This window comes from Desulfosarcina variabilis str. Montpellier (assembly GCF_048565275.1).
GTDB lineage: Bacteria > Desulfobacterota > Desulfobacteria > Desulfobacterales > Desulfosarcinaceae > Desulfosarcina > Desulfosarcina variabilis.
In genome coordinates this window covers 1,056,429-1,074,481 of record NZ_CP159846.1, presented here as the reverse complement: position 1 = coordinate 1,074,481, position 18,053 = coordinate 1,056,429, and the positions used below count along the sequence as shown (strand labels likewise).

16 protein-coding genes are annotated in these 18,053 nt (G+C 53.4%); 12 read left to right on the top strand and 4 right to left on the bottom strand.

The genetic code is table 11. The features are described 5' to 3' along the window. Positions 1-41: 41 nt before the first annotated feature. Both Dvar_RS04740 and Dvar_RS04735 read right to left on the bottom strand, forming a co-directional pair. The gene (locus Dvar_RS04740) at positions 42-287 is read right to left on the bottom strand and encodes a hypothetical protein (RefSeq protein WP_419660555.1); all 246 of its coding nucleotides are present in this window, start codon (positions 285-287) and stop codon (positions 42-44) included. A gap of 271 nt (positions 288-558) precedes the next feature. After that, positions 559-855 carry a hypothetical protein gene (locus Dvar_RS04735; RefSeq protein WP_419660554.1) on the bottom strand — a complete coding sequence of 99 codons (297 nt, stop codon included), beginning with the start codon at positions 853-855 and terminating at the stop codon, positions 559-561. 142 nt (positions 856-997) lie between these two features. On the opposite strand from Dvar_RS04735, the gene Dvar_RS04730 reads away from it, so the two are divergent. From Dvar_RS04730 to Dvar_RS04700, 7 genes are all read left to right on the top strand, one after another. Continuing rightward, positions 998-1,849 carry an HDOD domain-containing protein gene (locus Dvar_RS04730; protein ID WP_419660553.1) on the top strand — a complete coding sequence of 284 codons (852 nt, stop codon included), beginning with the start codon at positions 998-1,000 and terminating at the stop codon, positions 1,847-1,849. A gap of 39 nt (positions 1,850-1,888) precedes the next feature. Continuing rightward, positions 1,889-2,239: a hypothetical protein gene (locus tag Dvar_RS04725; protein WP_419660552.1), complete on the top strand. Its 351-nt coding sequence runs from the start codon at positions 1,889-1,891 to the stop codon at positions 2,237-2,239. Positions 2,240-2,687: 448 nt separating this feature from the next. Next, positions 2,688-4,241 (top strand): ABC transporter substrate-binding protein, encoded by a 1,554-nt coding sequence (locus tag Dvar_RS04720; RefSeq protein WP_419660551.1) that lies wholly within the window; start codon positions 2,688-2,690, stop codon positions 4,239-4,241. Positions 4,242-4,338: 97 nt separating this feature from the next. Then, the gene (locus Dvar_RS04715; protein WP_419660550.1) at positions 4,339-5,313 is read left to right on the top strand and encodes an ABC transporter permease; all 975 of its coding nucleotides are present in this window, start codon (positions 4,339-4,341) and stop codon (positions 5,311-5,313) included. Further along, a complete protein-coding gene (locus tag Dvar_RS04710; protein WP_419660549.1) occupies positions 5,310-6,230 on the top strand; it encodes an ABC transporter permease in 921 nt (306 codons plus the stop codon). The genes Dvar_RS04715 and Dvar_RS04710 overlap by 4 nt, the downstream gene beginning before the upstream one ends. Positions 6,231-6,241: 11 nt before the next feature. Further along, positions 6,242-7,231 (top strand): ABC transporter ATP-binding protein, encoded by a 990-nt coding sequence (locus Dvar_RS04705; protein WP_419660548.1) that lies wholly within the window; start codon positions 6,242-6,244, stop codon positions 7,229-7,231. Further along, entirely contained in the window at positions 7,228-8,259 is a 1,032-nt protein-coding gene (locus tag Dvar_RS04700) for an ABC transporter ATP-binding protein (RefSeq protein ID WP_419660547.1), read from the top strand. Before Dvar_RS04705 ends, Dvar_RS04700 begins: the two co-directional genes overlap by 4 nt. Positions 8,260-8,318: 59 nt before the next feature. Here the strand turns inward: Dvar_RS04700 and Dvar_RS04695 are convergent, their stop codons facing one another. Continuing rightward, positions 8,319-9,986 (bottom strand): 4Fe-4S dicluster domain-containing protein, encoded by a 1,668-nt coding sequence (locus tag Dvar_RS04695; RefSeq protein WP_419660546.1) that lies wholly within the window; start codon positions 9,984-9,986, stop codon positions 8,319-8,321. Positions 9,987-10,382: 396 nt separating this feature from the next. On the opposite strand from Dvar_RS04695, the gene Dvar_RS04690 reads away from it, so the two are divergent. Together Dvar_RS04690 and Dvar_RS04685 are read left to right on the top strand one after the other, a co-directional pair. Further along, positions 10,383-10,880 carry a hypothetical protein gene (locus Dvar_RS04690; protein ID WP_419660545.1) on the top strand — a complete coding sequence of 166 codons (498 nt, stop codon included), beginning with the start codon at positions 10,383-10,385 and terminating at the stop codon, positions 10,878-10,880. 357 nt (positions 10,881-11,237) lie between these two features. Continuing rightward, positions 11,238-11,996 carry an HD domain-containing protein gene (locus Dvar_RS04685; protein ID WP_419660544.1) on the top strand — a complete coding sequence of 253 codons (759 nt, stop codon included), beginning with the start codon at positions 11,238-11,240 and terminating at the stop codon, positions 11,994-11,996. A gap of 26 nt (positions 11,997-12,022) precedes the next feature. On the opposite strand, the gene Dvar_RS04680 is transcribed toward Dvar_RS04685, so the two are convergent. After that, complete coding sequence (locus Dvar_RS04680) at positions 12,023-13,864, bottom strand: ATP-binding protein (protein WP_419660543.1); 1,842 nt, start codon at positions 13,862-13,864, stop codon at positions 12,023-12,025. Between the two features lie 256 nt (positions 13,865-14,120). On the opposite strand from Dvar_RS04680, the gene Dvar_RS04675 reads away from it, so the two are divergent. From Dvar_RS04675 to Dvar_RS04665, 3 genes are all read left to right on the top strand, one after another. Then, positions 14,121-15,098, top strand: a complete 978-nt coding sequence (locus tag Dvar_RS04675; RefSeq protein ID WP_419660542.1) for a quinone oxidoreductase family protein — start codon at positions 14,121-14,123, stop codon at positions 15,096-15,098. Between the two features lie 119 nt (positions 15,099-15,217). Next, positions 15,218-15,868: an XTP/dITP diphosphatase gene (locus Dvar_RS04670; RefSeq protein WP_419660541.1), complete on the top strand. Its 651-nt coding sequence runs from the start codon at positions 15,218-15,220 to the stop codon at positions 15,866-15,868. 184 nt (positions 15,869-16,052) lie between these two features. After that, positions 16,053-18,014 (top strand): phosphoenolpyruvate carboxykinase (GTP), encoded by a 1,962-nt coding sequence (locus Dvar_RS04665; protein ID WP_419660540.1) that lies wholly within the window; start codon positions 16,053-16,055, stop codon positions 18,012-18,014. Positions 18,015-18,053 lie beyond the last annotated feature (39 nt).

Here is an 18,053-nt window from a genome sequence, read left to right as displayed (position 1 = left end):
CAGGGTCAATCATAAAATACGATTCATTTTGTGGCAGGTTCCTATACCCAGATATTGACGATCCAGCCCAGCGACGGGTCCCTCATAAAAGCCCCGCTTTTGTCGTACACCAGTCCTGCATCCGCCTCGGGCGCAGCCGGCCGCTGCGGATACACCTCGTGCGTCGTGGATCCGGCACGTTGGCGATGGCTAAATAAAGTTACGGCGCTATTGGTGCGGATCCGTGCCGGTGTGTAATAAGGCACGGGCACCAACACAGCAGGGTCAGACATACGACTGCTTTCCATGGGGGGCGTCCCCATCCATAATCGACCCTTTGGTTTGATACCGGGCAACTACGGGTCAACGGTGTCAACGGACCATCAGACCCATCTCTGCAATATTCATTCACAAATTTGATAAACTTTTATATTATTGATATAATTATATTTATATTCTACCGACACACATTTTCCGGAAATTGGCGGAAAATTTTACCCGGTTATTGTTGCCGGTTCACAAGCCGATTGCGGATACGGGAATTTCAGGACAGGAGGTTATTTCTGGATAGGTCTACGCTCAGCCGGACGGGCTGGCTGGAGGAACAATCGAATGGTCTTCAAATACGAGGGTTGGCTGGCCGGCAGGCCCATGGGTCAGCGTAACGATCACCTCGCTATGGCCGGCCAGGGGCCTGTAGTGGCTTCTCAAGGAATTGAAATCAAAGGTTTTGAGCGTCTGTCCAAGCAGTTCGATTTCATTTTCCAGCTCACTTTCATGGCCACTGGACTTGAAATAGCGTGAAATGCATGCATTGTGACGGCGCTTAATTGCCGTCTCAATACAATGGTGGGTAAGATCAAGAGAAATCGTCATGCATTGCTGTTTACCACCATAATAGGCCCTTGATCAATGCTTGATAGATCTTTTTTCAATGAGGCAAAGCTGGAAGGAGATATCTACCGGCCGCTTGAACTCAAGCCGAAAAAACGGTAGAAAGAATATACAAGGATAATGCATGATGCTGACCATCGACCAACTACTCAAAGAAAGTGAACGCATCGAGCCGGTGCCGCAGGTGATCCATCAACTCATGGACCTGGTGGACGACCCGGATGTACCAACATCTGAAATCACAGCGCTGATCCTATACGAACCCATCGTGACCGCGAACCTTTTGAGACTGGCCAACTCCGCCGCTTTTGGCTTTAAAAAGAAAGTAGATTCCGTCCACGATGCCGTGGTATTGATGGGTCTGAAACGGGTGGTGGAACTGGTTCTGCTCCACAGTGCCACCAAATCAATCAAATCCGCTCAAAACGGATATGGACTTGAAGAGGGGCAGTTGTGGAAACAATCGGTGTCCTGCGCGTTGATGGCCAGCGCCGTAGCGGATAAAGCTGATGCGTCGATCAAGCATATTGTTTTCACCGCCGCGCTGCTAAAGGATATCGGCGTCGTCGTCATGGACCGCTACATGCACGCAGCCGTTGATCAGATCCGCCAAGCCATGCAAGATGATCATTTGGATCTGGTGACGGCGGAACGACGGATTCTGGGTATCGACCATGCCGATCTGGGCGGACGAATGGCAAAGGCCTGGAAGTTTAGCGATGTGCTGGCAGCTGCCATTCGCGATCATCACCTGACGGATCGGATGGACATCATCCCCAACGAAACCGCCATGGTTTATCTTGCCGACAGCATGTGCACCATGTCGGGTATCAACACCGACCTTTTCTGTAACGACACGATCCACCATGACCGGATACGCAAGCAATTAGGCCTGTCTGAATCCGACGTGAATCGTGTCATGTCGGATTTTTATTCCCAAAAAGAAGATATCTATGGTCTACTGGCCATTTTATAACTGAGCAAACCGCACACCACCACGAGGAGCGAAGCGACAATGACCCCTTACGAACTGTCCAAACTGATTCACATGGAACTTTCCCCGATTGCCCCGCGACTTTCAGCAGCCATCAACCGCGCCCTGGTGGATATCGGTGAAGGATCCAAGCTGGTCGGCCTGGGCCCTGGAACCAATGAGAATGACAACGTCTCCTTTCAGGAGGCGGAAACCATCAACGCCAGGGACGGAGAGGCGGAAAGCATTCTGGCCAGAATCCATTCGATAATGGAAAAACTGGAAGAAAACTCTTCCTGGAAGGTGATTATCGATAAAAAACCAGGACGGCAAGGAGAGCCTTTGGAACTGCTCTATACCTTGATTCGAATCAAGGACGATTTGTTCAGCTGATGTTATCAGATGTCACATTGCTGTTAGGGAAACATTGGAACTTTTGTGAAAGCGCATCCGCCATCCACCCATTCAACAGAATCTGTGTTGAACAATAAACGATCTTTCTGGGATATCAAATCGATCCCCCCAAAGGCGCCTTCTTCGGGGTGCCTCCGACAACTTTTTTTTCTGCCTTTTAAAAAAGATTTGGGGCGGCCAATATGACCGCCCCGCAGGCAGAAGGAGTTGGATGAAAAGAGGAGGTAACTCGTTTACAACGACAATCCCCCGATGTGCCGTTGTAGTAAAGTAATCGGCAGGTCCCTTCTTTGACTTTAGCTTTTTTTACGAAAAATGCAGGTAAAAAGCGGCACGGACATCAAAACGGCGTTTGTGGTTGTCCGTGATCGCTCGAGCAATCCACGATTCACCATTTTCACACCACCCTTACATGGAGGAGGAGCCAATGAAAAAAGGATTTGTGATCATCTTGACCCTGGCCATCATCATCGGCCTTGGCAGTGTTGCCGCTGCCACCACAATGAGGCTGGGCCTGGATGCCGACCCGGTGACCCTCGACCCTCACATGCAACTTTCCGGTGGCATGCTGGCCTATTCCCACTGGGTGTTCGACCCGCTGGTCCGGTATGCCCAAGACATGTCCATCGAGCCAAGACTGGCCACCCGCTGGGAACGCGTGGACGATTTAACCATGCGCTTTTTCCTCCGCCGGGGAGTCAAATTCCACAGCGGCAACCCCTTCACCGCCAAAGATGTCGCCTTTACCTTACAGCGCCTCAAAAAAAGTATCGATTTTAAGGGATTGTTCGAACCATTCGAAGGCGCCAGCGTGGTCGACGATTACACGGTCGATATCAAGACCAAAAAACCTTACGCCCTGTTGCTGCGCATGTGCACGTACATCTTCCCCATGGACAGCAACTATTATTCCGGCACCGACGAGAGCGGCCAGCCCAAGGATGCCATCGTGAAAATCGGTCCCTCCTTTGCCCTGACCCATGAATCCGGCACCGGCCCTTATGTGGTGACCCATCGCGAACATGGGGTGAAGATGGTGATGGATCGCTTCGCCGAATATTGGGACACCGGCTCCCCCGGCAATGTTGACCAGATTGTGCTGACCCCCATCAAGGAAGATGCCACCCGCGTGGCGGCATTGCTCTCCGGTGATGTGGATTTTATTACACCGGTCCCGCCCCAGGATTTTAAACGCCTTGAAAAAGATCCCAATGTCAATCTTTTCACTTATCCAGGCGGCCGCATCATCACCATTCAGCTCAACCAGAAACGCCGGCCTGAATTTCGAGTCAAGAAGGTCCGCCAAGCCATCGTCCACGCCATCAACAACGAGGGCATCGTCAAAAAAATCATGAAGGGCACGGCTACTGCCGCTGGCCAGCAAAGTCCCCAAGGCTATGCCGGCCACAACCCCAATTGTGTGCCCCGCTACAATCTGAAAAAGGCCCGGGCCTTGATGAAGGAGGCCGGCTTTGCCAACGGATTTGAATGCACCATGATCGCCCCCAACAATCGTTACGTCAACGATGAGAAGATTGCCGAAGCCATGGTGGGCATGCTGGCCAAAATCAATATCAAAGTCAATCTCAAGACCATGCCCAAAGCCCAATACTGGGACGAATTCGATGCCCAGGTGGCCGATATCCAGATGATCGGTTGGCATTCAGACACCGAGGACTCGGGTAATTTCTCCGAATTTTTGATGATGTGTCCCAACAAGGAAACCGGTTACGGCCAATACAACAGCGGCAACTACTGCAATGCGGAAGTGGACCGGCTGACGCTGGCGGCCCAGACTGAAACCGATCTGAATAAACGTGCCGAGATGCTGCAGCAGATCGAACAGATTCTTTACGACGACGCAGCTTTTGTGCCGTTTCATTGGCAAAACCATTCTTACGGAGCAAAAAAAGGGATCCTTGCGGCGCCGATTATCAACACCATGAATTTCCCTTATTTTGGCGATCTCGTAATCAATTGAAAACGCGTGTAACCGACCCACAATAAAATACAGGGGCGAAAACTATTTCGCCCCTACACCGATTCTTTGCAATCGCTCAACACTCGGGACATCGCCTATGTTCGCCTTCGTCATTCGACGCATCAGCCAGGCCGTTTTTGTTATGCTGATCATCAGCCTGGTGGGATTTTCCATCAAGAACCAGATCGGTGATCCGGTACGGGACATGGTCGGCGAGCGGGTGACGCCGGCCGAACGCGAAGCCCTGCGCGATCAGCTGGGGCTCAACGATCCGTTTGTCGCCCAATACCTGCGCTTTGCCAGAAACGCCAGCCAGGGCGATCTGGGACTCTCCTTTTTTCACAAAAAACCGGCGCTCGCGGTGATCATCTCCAAGGCCCCGGCCACGCTTGAACTGGTCCTTGGGGCAGCACTGATCATAGTCGTCGTTTCCCTGCCGGTGGGTGTTTTTGCGGCCATTTATCCGCGCAGCGTGTTCGCCCGCTTCATCATGTCCTTTTCCACATTGGGGGTGTCGATTCCCGTTTTTCTCACCGCGATCCTTCTCATCTATATCTTCTCCGTGGAGCTGCACTGGCTGCCGTCCTACGGTCGTGGAGCAACCGTGGCCATCGGCGGCTGGGATAGCGGCCTTTTCACCATTGACGGCCTGAAACATCTGGTTCTGCCCAGTTTCTCCCTGGCATCGATCATGCTGCCGCTGTTCATCCGCCTGATTCGATCGGAAATGATGGAGGTTCTGGAAACGGAATATATCAAGTTCGCCTGGGCCAAAGGCCTTACGCGAAAACGCATCTGGTTCGTGCATGCCTTCAAGAACACCCTGCTGCCGGTGATCACCGTATTCGGCGTACAGATCGGTATCATGTTCGCATTTACCATTCTGACCGAAACCGTCTTTCAATGGCAGGGCATGGGCTTCATGTTTCTGGAGGCTGTCGAACGCTCGGACATCTCTCTTTTGGTGGCCTATTTGATGGTGGTTGGCGCCGTTTTCGTGGTGGTCAATACCCTCGTGGACATCATTTACGGACTGGTGAACCCCACCATCCGGACTGCGGGAAGACAATGAACCGAACCTGGCAACGCTTTAAAACATCTTATCTGCTGTTCAGTTTCAAAGAGGACCGCACGGCCATCTTCAGCGCCGTGGTTTTGCTGGTCTTTTTGATTACCGGCCTGCTGGCCCCCCTGATCTCGCCCTACGACCCTTACGACCCGGCCAATATTGACATCATGAATTCGGAAATGCCGCCGGTGTGGATGGAGGAAGGGGAAACCGCGTTTCTATTGGGCACCGATATCCAGGGGCGAGACTTGATCAGCACCATGATCTTTGGCCTGCGCCTGTCGATTCTCATCGGCTGCGGGGCGGTTATCCTGCAAGGCCTGCTTGGCATCGTGGTCGGTCTGCTGGCCGGCTATATTGGCGGAAAAATCGACGCCGTGCTCATGCGCATCGCCGACATTCAGCTTTCCTTCCCCTACCTCATGGTAGCGATTTTCATCAGCGCCATTTTTCAAGTGGCCTTTGGTATCGGTCGCTATGAAGAGCTGGCCGTTCCGCTGCTGATCGTCATTATCGGCCTGGCCGAATGGCCGGTGTATGCCCGCACCGTTCGCGCATCGGTCTTGGGTGAAAAAAACAAGGAGTATGTGGAGGCGGCCCGGGTGATCGGGCTCAACCGTTGGCGAATCATGTTTCGTCATGTATTGCCCAATACCATGACATCGGTGCTGGTCATCTCTACCATTCAGGTGGCCAATGCCATCATGAGTGAAGCCGCCCTCTCCTTTTTGGGACTGGGCATGCCGGTAACCAAACCGTCTCTGGGCTCACTGATCCGTTCCGGTTTCGAGTACATCTTTTCCGGTTCCTGGTGGATCACCCTGTTTCCGGGTGTGTTCCTGGTATTGCTGGTGCTCGTCATCAACCTGCTGGGAGATTGGCTAAGGGATGTGCTTAATCCCAAACTCTACAAGGGATAAACGGATTTTTTATGTCTCATCTACTGGAAGTCATCGATCTGGAAGTCAAATTCGGTTTGCGATTCGGCGATCTGACGGCCATCAACGGTATCCGCTTCACCCTCGACAGGGGAGAGCGCATGGGACTGGTGGGGGAAAGCGGGGCCGGTAAATCGGTAACCGGTTTCGCTATTATCAACCTGATCAGCAAGCCGGGATTCATCTCCGGCGGCCAGGTGATATTCAACGGTCAGGACTTGACCCGCCTGGGTGCCGAACAGATGCGCGACATTAGAGGCAACCACATCAGCATGATCTTCCAGGATCCCATGATGACCCTCAATCCGGTATTGACCATCGGCACCCAAATGATCGAGACCTTGCTGGCGCACCGGCAGATCAACCGCCGTGATGCGAAAGGGATTGCCCTGGAAAAGCTGCGCAAGGTGCAGATTCCCTCGCCGGAAAAACGCCTGGGCCAGTATCCCCACGAGTTTTCAGGCGGCATGCGCCAGCGCATCGTGATTGCCATTGCCCTTATTACCGATCCGGAAATCATCATTGCCGATGAGCCGACCACGGCCCTGGATGTTACCATTCAGGCCGAAATCATGGATCTTCTGCAACAGCTCTGCGAGTCTGAACGAACAGGACTGATTCTCATCACTCACGATTTGGGCGTGGTTTCCCAGGTGACAGAAAAAATGGCCGTCATGTACGCGGGCAAAATCGTGGAATCCGGCCCCACGGACCTTGTGGTGGGCAATCCCAGGCATCCTTATACCCAGGGGTTGATCAAAGCGATTCCCGGCAACCTGCAACCCGGCGCGCGATTAAGCCAGATCCCGGGGATGATGCCCACCTTGACCGACATTCCACCGGGTTGCGCCTTCAACCCCCGCTGCCCATTGAGCGATGCCATCTGCCGCAAGCAGGAGCCCCCTTTTGTTATCGTGGACCACCAGACCCGCGAGGTGGCCTGTCACATGGTTAACCCCGAACCCAGCGAAAAAACACCATGACCATCGCCTCCACCCCCAGAACCGATCAACTACTGACCTTGCGCAATGTGGTCAAACATTTCGATATCTCCGGCGGTCTTCTGGACCAGCTGCGTTTTCAAAACGGGCGCCTAACCCGCCGGCGCACGACGGTCAAGGCGGTGAACAACGTGAGTTTTTCCATCACCGCCGGCGAAACCTTCAGCGTGGTGGGGGAAAGCGGCTGCGGAAAATCGACCCTGGCGCGGACCACCATCGGTATCTATCCGCCCAACAGGGGAGAAATTCTCTACCGGGATCAGCGTATCGACAATAAAAATGCCCAGCAGATGCTGCCTTTCCGGCGCAAGATGCAGATGATTTTCCAGGATCCGTATGCATCGCTCAATCCCCGCAAGACCGTCATGCAGACCCTGGAGGAACCCGTCGTATTTCACAATCCCAGGATTTCATCAGCCGACGTCAGACAGCGCGTGGCCACGGTCATGTCCCAGGTAGGCGTGGATCCCAAGTGGGCCGGACGCTACCCCCACGAATTTTCCGGGGGCCAGCGTCAGCGCATCAGTATCGCCCGTGCGCTGATGGTCGATCCCGAGTTCATCGTGGCCGATGAGCCGGTCTCCGCCTTGGATGTCTCCATCCAGGCCCAGATTCTCAATCTGCTCATGGACGCCCAGCAGCAACGCGGCCTGACCTACCTGTTTATTACCCATGACCTGTCGGTGGTCGAGCACATCAGCACCCGGGTGGCGGTCATGTACCTGGGGACCTTGTGCGAACTGTCCCCGGCCAAGCCACTGTTCGAGACTCCGCGCCATCCGTACACCCAGGCGTTGCTCTCTGCAATCCCCAAACTGGGTCGCCCGGCAAGCCAGCACATCCGCCTCAGAGGCGAGGTGCCCACTCCGATCCACCTTCCCAGCGGGTGTGTGTTTCATGGCCGGTGCATCCACGCCAACCAGCGATGTCGCGAAGAGATCCCCATGCCGAAACAGGTGGAGACCGGGGTCATCGTCGCCTGCCATGGGATAGAAGAAGGCCGCATATGATGACCTTAGCGTAAAAAACAACAACGGCTGACGGTCATGGGGTAGCCTCGTCAGAGGTTTCAAGCCCGTTTATAGTTCGGTCCTTCACCGCCTTCAGGACAGGTCCAGGTGACGTTGTGGAAAGGATCCTTGATATCGCAAGTTTTGCAGTGCAGGCAGTTGGTAAAATTGAGTTTGATGCCGGTGATGCCGCTGCCGTCCTTGTTGGTTTCCATTTCATACACATCCCCGGGGCAAAAGCGCGTACAGGGACATCCGTAGACGGGATAACATTTTTCCACGCACACCCGTTGGTCATGGATCTGGATGTGGGATGGCTGGTCTTCCCGGTGCAGCGTACCAGACAGATACACACCGGTAAGCTTGTCGACCATGGCCGGATCATCCTTGGGCAGTTCGGTTTTTTCCACTGCCATGGGGTTGCCAGCCAACCGTTTGAGGGTCGTGGCATCGTCCACCGCTGACAGTCGATCGATGAGCCCTTTGCCCTGGGTCACATATTGGGCCGCCAGATGAATCCATTTGATAGGACCTCTCTTAGCCAGGGCCTGGGCAAAGTTACGGCCTTCACGCAGTTCTTCACCGGCCCAGCTGTCGGCCAGGCGCTGGCTGTAGCGGTCGAGCGCCTGCCGATCGCTCTGACCGGCGGCCAGCGCATCAAGGATGGTCTCGGCAGCCAGCATTCCCGACTTCATGGCCAGATGGATACCCTTGATGGCCGGCGTGCTGTGCATGGCGGCAGCGTTGCCGGTAAACAGTGCGCCATCGACGGCAAGACGCGGCATGCTATACCAGCCACCGGTGGAAACGGCACGGGCCCCCTGCTCGACCACCTTACCGCCCTGGATGATCGACTGAACCAGTGGGTGCCCTTTGAAGCGCATAAATGTATCGTATAAATCCAAGGCTGGATTCTCGTACCCCAGAGCGACCAGAAACCCCAATGTAATACGGTTTTCAGCCATCTCATAAATGAATCCGCCGCCCGGGGTATTCAGATCCAGGGGGAAGCCCAGGGTATGAATATCGTTGAACGGACTGTGGGTGAAAAAATGATCGTCCGGGAGTTGAATGACTTCCTTGATGCCGGTTTCAAATAGTTCGGGCAATCGCCCGCTGCGAATGGGCAAGCGCTGGGCCAGCGATTTCATGAGACTGCCCCGGGCGCCTTCTCCCAGCACGGTCACCTTGGCCAACAAATCGATTCCCGGTTCGAAATTGGGTTTGGGTTTGCCTGCCTTATCCAGCCCTTTGTCGCCGGTACGCACGCCGGTCACGGTTCGGCCGTCATCGGCCAATAAGATTTCTTTGCCGTCAAATCCGGGGAAAATGTTGATGCCCAGCGCCTCTGCCTTTTCTCCCAGCCAGCGGCACACCTGGGATAGGCTGACAATGGGAAAGCCGGTGTTGTGCATCTGGCGCGGCACAAAAGGCATTTTAAAGTGGCGATTGCCGGTCAAAAAGAAAAAACCGTCGCCGCGGACGGTTTGCTCTACAGGAAAGCCCTGCTGTAAATAGTCCGGAAACAGCTCGGCAATGGCTACCGGATTCATCACCGCCCCACTGATGGCATGGGAACCGATCTGTGCGCCTTTGTCGATTATGGCCACTTCCAGTTCCTGGCCTTTCTCCTCGGCCAGCTGCATCAATCGGATCGCCCCGGCAAGATTGGCAGGGCCGGCACCGACGAAGAGAACATCAAATTCAATGGATTCATGCGTGGTCATGGTTTTTCCCCTCTTTGTGGTTCTGGTTGTCTCAAAAGCCAATCAGCAATTGCCATGGATGACATGGACGATGGACTAAGGTACGGATCGTTCAGATAGCCTGATTTTGTTTCAAAGACAAGGGGATCTCATATTAAAAATAGATAGCATACCACCATTTGGCATTTTTCATTGGGCATTTGACATTCATGGACCCTCTAATTTCAGGAAGAAAGGCAACCCGGAAATCTACAGGCGATTGCCATAAAGGGCAACTATATAGGACTTGTCTAATGGTTAAATCCATGCTATCAGGCATTTTTATTCTTTTAACTGATTTCCCTACAATCATACACAGGCCCCTGGCATGGGTGTAACTCACATTCGCCGGGATTAATTGGTGAGGAGGCGTTAAGTATGGCAAACCGTAGCAATATATCCGCGTGGATCCTGTTGGTGGTGTTGGCGGTATGTCTTCAGGTGGTTTTTGTCTTTGCGGACTGCAAGCAATCGGCTACGAAAACGGCGGTTGAATTTTCAAAGGCCTATTTCCTCCTGGACGATGACCTGGAATGCTATTTGTGCAGTGATTTGATTGGTGATGAAGATGAAAATGATTCCGCAGCCAGTTTGTATCTACGCTCCATGAGCACGGAAGCCAGGCAACGAGGATTTAACACCGGAATGGTGAGAAAAATCATCACCCATTTGGAGGCCGAAACCCTTTCCCAGGATGATGCGTCGGCCACCATCCATCTTTCGGGTGAAAGCCGGACCTGTATCCATCCCGTTTTCTCTTATATTGCCAAGCTTTTTCGTATCGGTCAGAAATACAGCTTTGAGGAAACCCTGGAACTGATCAAGGAAGACGGGCAGTGGAAAGTGTGTGGCGCGCCCTACGGACTATCCGTCTAAGGTCAAGCGAAGGTCTCAAGCCACGGGGTTGTCTGACCGACACTGCCAGGTTCAGGATCAAAGGCATAAGGCATGCAAGTCGGTCCATTCATCAGCGATGAATTGGATGGAAAGCAATCAGTAATAATGCAAAACGGCAGCCGCGCTAAGCCATGGCTGTCGTTTTTGATAAGGTCATGACAGCGATCGCCGCCGGTTTCACCTTTGCCGTGAAACCGGCTTTTTTTTTCGGTATGGATCGGTCCCTCGTATGAAAAGGGGGGTAGGATCGGATACAGTAAAACCGGCGCTTTTACAAAATCGTTGAATAGGATGGATTCCGGCCGTTGATCAGGCCGTCAATAATGGTGCATGGCGATGAACGATGTTTACCGGGAAATTCGAGAGGTGGCCCGAAAGATCGTGGCCCGCTATCCTCAGCCTGATTTTTATCTCGACCATCCATCGGAGGTCAGCACCTCCGAACGGTTCTATCGCACCGAGGATACCATTGTCAGACTCAAAAAGAATCTGGCCCAAAGCCTGGCTGACGATTTCGGCCATGGAATGGGGCATGTGGAAAAGGTGGCCATCGATGCCGGTACGCTGGTAATCATCGAGAGTCGCCAATTCGGATACAGTGAGCATCTCATCCAACGGAATCTGCTGCTGGCCCAGTGTGCCGGCCTGCTGCACGATATATGCCGCAAAGAAAAATCCCATGCCATCAAAGGTGCTGAAGCAGCGGGCCGGATTTTACAATCCTATCCATTGACTGCAGATGAAATCACCCACATCTGTGCAGCCATTCGCAACCACGAAGCCTTCACCCATCTGGAACGTCTGCCTACCTTGCAGGGCCGCATCCTCTCCAATTGTCTGTACGATGCCGATAAATTTCGCTGGGGACCGGACAATTTTACCCATACCGTCTGGGATATGGTGGGATTCTTTAACCCGCCCCTGAAAACGTTTATTTCCCGTTATCCCAAAGGCATGGCCTTATTAAAAAAAATCCGTGACACCTTCCGGTCCAGTACCGGCAAGCGCTACGGCCCCCAATTCATCGATATGGGCATCGCTATCGGTGACGAATTATTCCAGGAGATTTTGGCACAGTTCGTTCCCCGGATCTAACCGGGACGGTGGGTGTCGGCAAAGCGTCAAGCGCTAGTAACGGAACCTTTTTTCACAGGCAGGTGAATGCTGAAGCAAGTTCCAGCACCCGGTGTTGAGAAAACGCTTAAGGTACCACCGTGGTTTTCAGTGATGATGAAATAGGACACCGAAAGGCCCAAGCCCGTGCCGATACCGACTGATTTGGTCGTGTAAAACGGTTCAAAAATCCGTTTACGAACCGCCTCGTCCATGCCCGGACCGTTGTCCTCAATTTCGATGCACACCCAATCCCCGTCAGGCTTCACTCTGAGAATAAAACGCGGTGGGGGGCCATCCGGGTACTCGGCCATGGCCTGCGCCCCGTTTTTCAGGATATTCAAAAAAACCTGCTGGATCTTGGGCGCTTCGCACACCACCATGGGCACTTGCGGATCGAATTCGCGAACGATTTCGATCTGGCGAAAATCATAGCGTTTTTTCAAATCGTAGTCGTTCTCGGCCAGTTCCAGGGTGGCGTCCATCAGCTGCGCTAAATCACTTAAGGTCGTGGTCGCTTCGCTTTTGCGGCTAAAGGACAGCATGTTTTCAACAATTTTAGCGGCCCGTTTGCCCGAATCCATGATCGAAGCGATCATCTCGGGCAGATTACGGGACTGCATATAGGCCTGAATGTCAGCCATGCTGAGACCACACTTCCGGGCCGCCTCATGATTTTTCGGCAGTTCGCTGGACAAACGGTTCTGCATCACCTGAATATTTTGCAAAATGCCGGCAAGTGGGTTGTTGATCTCATGGGCCATGCCGGCTGCCAGACCACCCACGGAAAGCATTTTTTCCGACTGCACCATCATCTCTTCGATCCGGACCCGGTCGGTGATGTCATCCACCCGAATCACAGCCCCACCCGCATCACTGGCCGTCAACGGATAAATAGTGATATCCAAATAGCGCATCTCACCTTTAACGTAACTGGTGACCTTGCTCTCCTTGTAAGTTTTTTTTTCGGCAATGGCTTGAGTAACTTTTTTCACGGCATCGGTCAGGGAGGGATAGACCGTCTCAATATTGCATCCCATGGCCTGGGCGGCGATAACATGCGTTTGCTTCTCCGCTTCCCGGTTCCATTGGTTCACGCGTCCGTCAGGGTCCACCCCCACCAATATCGACGGCATGGAATCAATGATGTTTTTCAACATCCCCCGCAGCTTGTTCAAGTCGGTCTCACGGCGGTCGATTTCCCGGGCCATGATATTGATCTCGGAAATAATGGTGTTGATATCGGCATGCTTTTCCATCGGCAGGTTGTATTGGTAATCTCCGGCAGCAATGGTGCGGATACCTTCCATCAACCGATTCATGGGATGGATCAACAGCCGTTTCATCAGTATATGAGTCCCTAATCCGATCACCGCGGTAACAAGAATAACCGTCACCAGGGTCAACAGCAACGATCGCTTACGCACATTGTCAATCCGTGTTTTGGAAAAAAGTAATTCAACACTTCCGATGGTTTCGCCGGCATTGATAATGTTTCGCTTTTCAACCAGCCACTGGTTGGGATGTTGATTTTTGGGAAGGTTGTTGAAAAAGGTCTCCGGGCCCGTCTTTACACGTACGCCGGTCAAAAAATCGGAACTCAGGTAGGCCCGGGTTATCTGGGTAACCGTATCCCCGTCCATGTTCCAAAGGGGCCGCGACAGCACCTCGGCAAATTCATCGGCGACGGCAGAAGCCTCAGTCGCCAGGCCGGCAATTTCCTGATTGGTATAGTAGACCCGATAGATGATTCCAAAAACAGATACGACCAAGGCGGTCATCAGCGCAAGACTCAGCATCAAATCCCGAGATATGGTGCGCCGTGTCGATAGCGGAAGATCTTTAGCCATTCATGTTTCCTAAACGATTTCCCTGTTCAAAATACCCTGTTGGTTAAAATACGGAAAGCGAAAGGGGTCAAGACAAAATTATTATGGAAAAAATTCAGAAATTAATCAAGCTATTGCAGTTGAAATAAATCCGCCTATGATTATGCTAAGTTATTTAATGGACAAACGTTAATGACATTTAATGAGAACGCTGCTTTGATTTAATTTGTACCGGCATAGCCTTTGAATCGTTTTCGTTCTTACATAGGAGGACAGTATGCCCAAAGCCATCATCATCCACGAGACAGGGGGTCCCGACGTTTTGCGCTGGGAAAATATCGACCCAGGCAAACCGGGCCCGGGAGACGTTTGCCTGCGTCAGGAAGCCGTAGGAGTTAATTTTATTGATGTATATCATCGCACCGGGCTCTATCCACTGCCATCCCTGCCTGCTGTGCCGGGCCTTGAAGGTGCCGGTGTGGTGGAAGCAGTCGGTGCCGGTGTGACTGGATTCAAGCCGGGGGACCGGGTGGCCTATGCCGGTGTCCCGCCCGGGGCCTACGCCGAAGTTCGTTGCATTCCCGCCCATCGACTGGTGCCGTTGCCCGATGGGATCTCCACCCGCAAGGCCGCGGGAATGATGCTACGCGGCATGACGGCCAGGTATTTGCTTTTTGGTTGCTATCCGGTGAAGGCGGGAGACCGGATCTTAATTCACGCGGCAGCCGGTGGGGTCGGATCGATTGTCTGCCAGTGGGCAAGTCATCTGGGAGCCGAGGTCATCGGCACGGTGGGCTCCGCGGAAAAAGCCAAAATCGCTCAAAAAAACGGCTGCCACCACCCCATTATCTACAATGAAGTGGATTTCGCTGAAAAGGTGAAGGCCATCACCGACGGCAAAGGCGTTGATGTGGTTTACGACAGCGTGGGCCAAGCCACATTCATGCAATCGCTTGACTGTCTGAGGCCCATGGGAACCATGGTATCCTTTGGCCAGGCATCGGGATCCGTTCCGGCGCTGGACATTGGCATCCTGGCAGCCAAGGGGTCACTGTTTCTGACTCGCCCCAGCCTGATGACCTATACGGCCCGGCGCGAAGACCTGCTGGCCCATGCCCGTGATCTGTTCAGTGTGGTAGAAAGTGGTACGGTAACGATTTCCATCGGCCAGACCTTTGCGCTGGAAGACGCAGCCCGTGCGCATCAGGCATTGGAAGCACGCCAAACCACGGGTAGCACCATTTTGATACCCTAAAAATAAGGGGCTGAGGCCCCTTTATTACTTTGAATAATTCAATCGAATGATTTCATCTGGATATTTCAACGATTTTGTGTTAGTGCGGTTAGGTTTCTACCTGACAAATTAGAGGAATTATGAGAAATAATCGGATCTTGGTCATTGCCACCCGCAACAAGGGAAAAACAGCAGAAATTCGCGACCTGCTCGACACCTTTCCAATAACCATCAAAAACCTGGATGATTTTGGCCCAATTCCCGAGGTGATCGAAGATGGCGAAACCTTTGACGACAACGCCTACAAGAAAGCGAGCTTTACCGCCAGAGTGCTGGGATATCCCGCATTGGCCGATGACTCGGGGCTGATGGTGGATGCGCTGGGCGGCGCGCCGGGGGTACACAGCGCCCGTTATGCAGGCCCTGAAGCAACCGATGAACAGCGTTGTCAGAAGCTTTTGGCTCAGATGGAAAATGAACCCGAGCGAAAAGCGGCCTTCATGTGCGTAATTTCCATCGCTGTTCCCACCGGACCGGCACTGACCTACGAGGGACGCTGCGAAGGTCTGATTACCCGGGCGCCCGTAGGAGACCAGGGGTTTGGCTATGATCCGGTGTTTTATTATCCACCATTTGAAAAAACCTTTGCCCAACTGACCATGGCCGAAAAAAGTCAGGTCAGTCACCGGGGCAAAGCGCTTTACGAAATTCGGGATGAATTTGATAAGGTCATGAAATGGATCGACCAGCACATGCCTGAGCCGGAAATTGTTGGTTGCCAGGGAGAATAAGGGCATTTCAGGCCCGCCATGAACTGTTTTCGTTATCCTTAAAGGATTAGCGTCGGTATCGTATCGGCTGTTGGATACATGACGATGAGTGGTTGAATCGGAAGGGGAGGACCGGGTCAGCGTATCTCAACCCACCAACTGGACCATGCCGGCAAATCGTTAAAGTCAAGAAGGGATATTTTGCATGTTGAAAAAAAATGAAGGGACCGACATCGTCAAGGAATTGGGAGGGATACAAAATGTCGAACAGGCCCAGGCACTATTTGAGAAAAGGCTGGACGACGAGCATCTTTCGCGCATACGGATGCTGACCCATCCTGAAATTTTGATCAAAATTGCCAACGCCATTGCCATGTGCGACCCGGCCCGGGTTTACATCAACACCGGATCTGAAACAGACCGCCAATTTATTTGTCAACTGGCACTGAACAAAGGCGAAGAAGCAGTCCTGCCCATGGATGGTCATACCATTCATTATGACCTCAAGGAGGAGCAGGGACGCATCATCGACCGGACCTATTACATTGCCAATCCAGAGGAAAAAATCAGCTCGCTGGCCAATAAAATTTTGCGGGATGATGCTCTGATCGAGGTCAAAGAAAAAATGGTCGGTATCATGAGTGGCGCCACCATGGTGGTGGGGTTCTATTCGCGTGGCCCTGTGGGTGCCGCGGCCGCCAATCCAGCCCTTGAAATCACCAGTTCCGCCTACGTGTCCCACAGTGCGGAAATTCTTTATCGCAACGCCTTTGCCGATTTTGAGAAGGAAGTCGCGCGATTGGGCCATTTTTACACCAATATCCACAGCGAGGGTCTCAACCGGGCCGAAGACCTGCCCAACGCCCGTGTTTTCATGGACCGCAGCCACCGCACCACGTATTCCTTCAACTGCACCTACGCCGGCAACACCCTGCTGCTGAAAAAGGGCAACCACCGGTTTTCCGTGGATAAAGCGGTTTACGAAGGCGACGGCAAAGAGTTGGCCGAACATATGTTTATCACCGGAATCGACGGTCCCGGAGGCCGGGTGACCTGGGTGGCGGGGGCGGCTCCGTCCGGCTGCGGCAAAACCACCACAGCCATGGCCGGCAACCATTTTGTGGGTGACGATCTGGCCCAGATGTGGATCGATGATAACGGCAGTGTCCGTTCCATCAATCCGGAATGCGGCATCTTCGGCATCGTCGAGGATGTGAACTTGGAAGGAGATCCGATGCTGATGGACCGGCTGCGCAATCCCGGCTCCGAAGTGATCTGGTCCAATGTGCTGATCGATGAAAACGGCATCCCCCATTGGACCGGCAATGGCGAAGCCCAGCCGATCCGGGGCCGGAATTTCCAGGGCCCCTGGAAAAACGGACTGACCGATGCCGGTGGAAAAGCCGTTCCCATTTCCCATCCCAATGCACGCTGCACCATCGCCTCATCGGCCCTGGCCAATTTCTCTGAAATGTCCGAGGCCCCGGAAGGCGTGGAAACCCGCGTAATCACCTACAGCGGCCGTGACAGCGACACCATGCCGCCCGTATGGGTGGCCAAAAACTCCGATCATGGCGTGGTCATCGGCGCCTGCATCGTATCGGCGGCCACGGCCACGGAAGTGGGCGCCAGTGGCGTCAAACGGGCACCGTGGGCCAATGCGCCCTTCATTCCCGGCGCCTTGGGCGACTACATGAAAGCCCAGTTCGACTTTTTCGGCAGCAGCGCCATCGCCGACGGCAAACGGCCGATTCTGGCCGGCCTCAATTATTTCCTGACCCACGGCGCCCGCGGTGGTAGTGGCAAGCAATTGCTGGGTGAGAAAAAGGACGTCAAGGCTTGGTTGGGCTGGCTCGAACGCCGGGCCCACGGGGATATGGAGGCCATCGAGACCCCCATCGGGTTTATCCCCCTGTACGAAGATCTGAAATCGCTTTTTGAAACCCTGATCGACAAACCCTATCCCAAGGATCTGTACGATCGCCAGTTCAGTTTGTATGTGGATAACATTCTATCCAGGATCGACCTGCAGATAGCGGCCTATGGCAAAGAGGAAAGCATCCCCCAGCAGCTGTTCGAGGTGTTGCGGGAACAGCGTGAGGGATTGGTGGCCCTGAAGGAAAAATTCGGTCCCATTGTGACACCGGCACAGCTAATGGGAGCCTAACCAAAAGCATCGGCCCCGCCTAAGCGGCAACTGGATTCA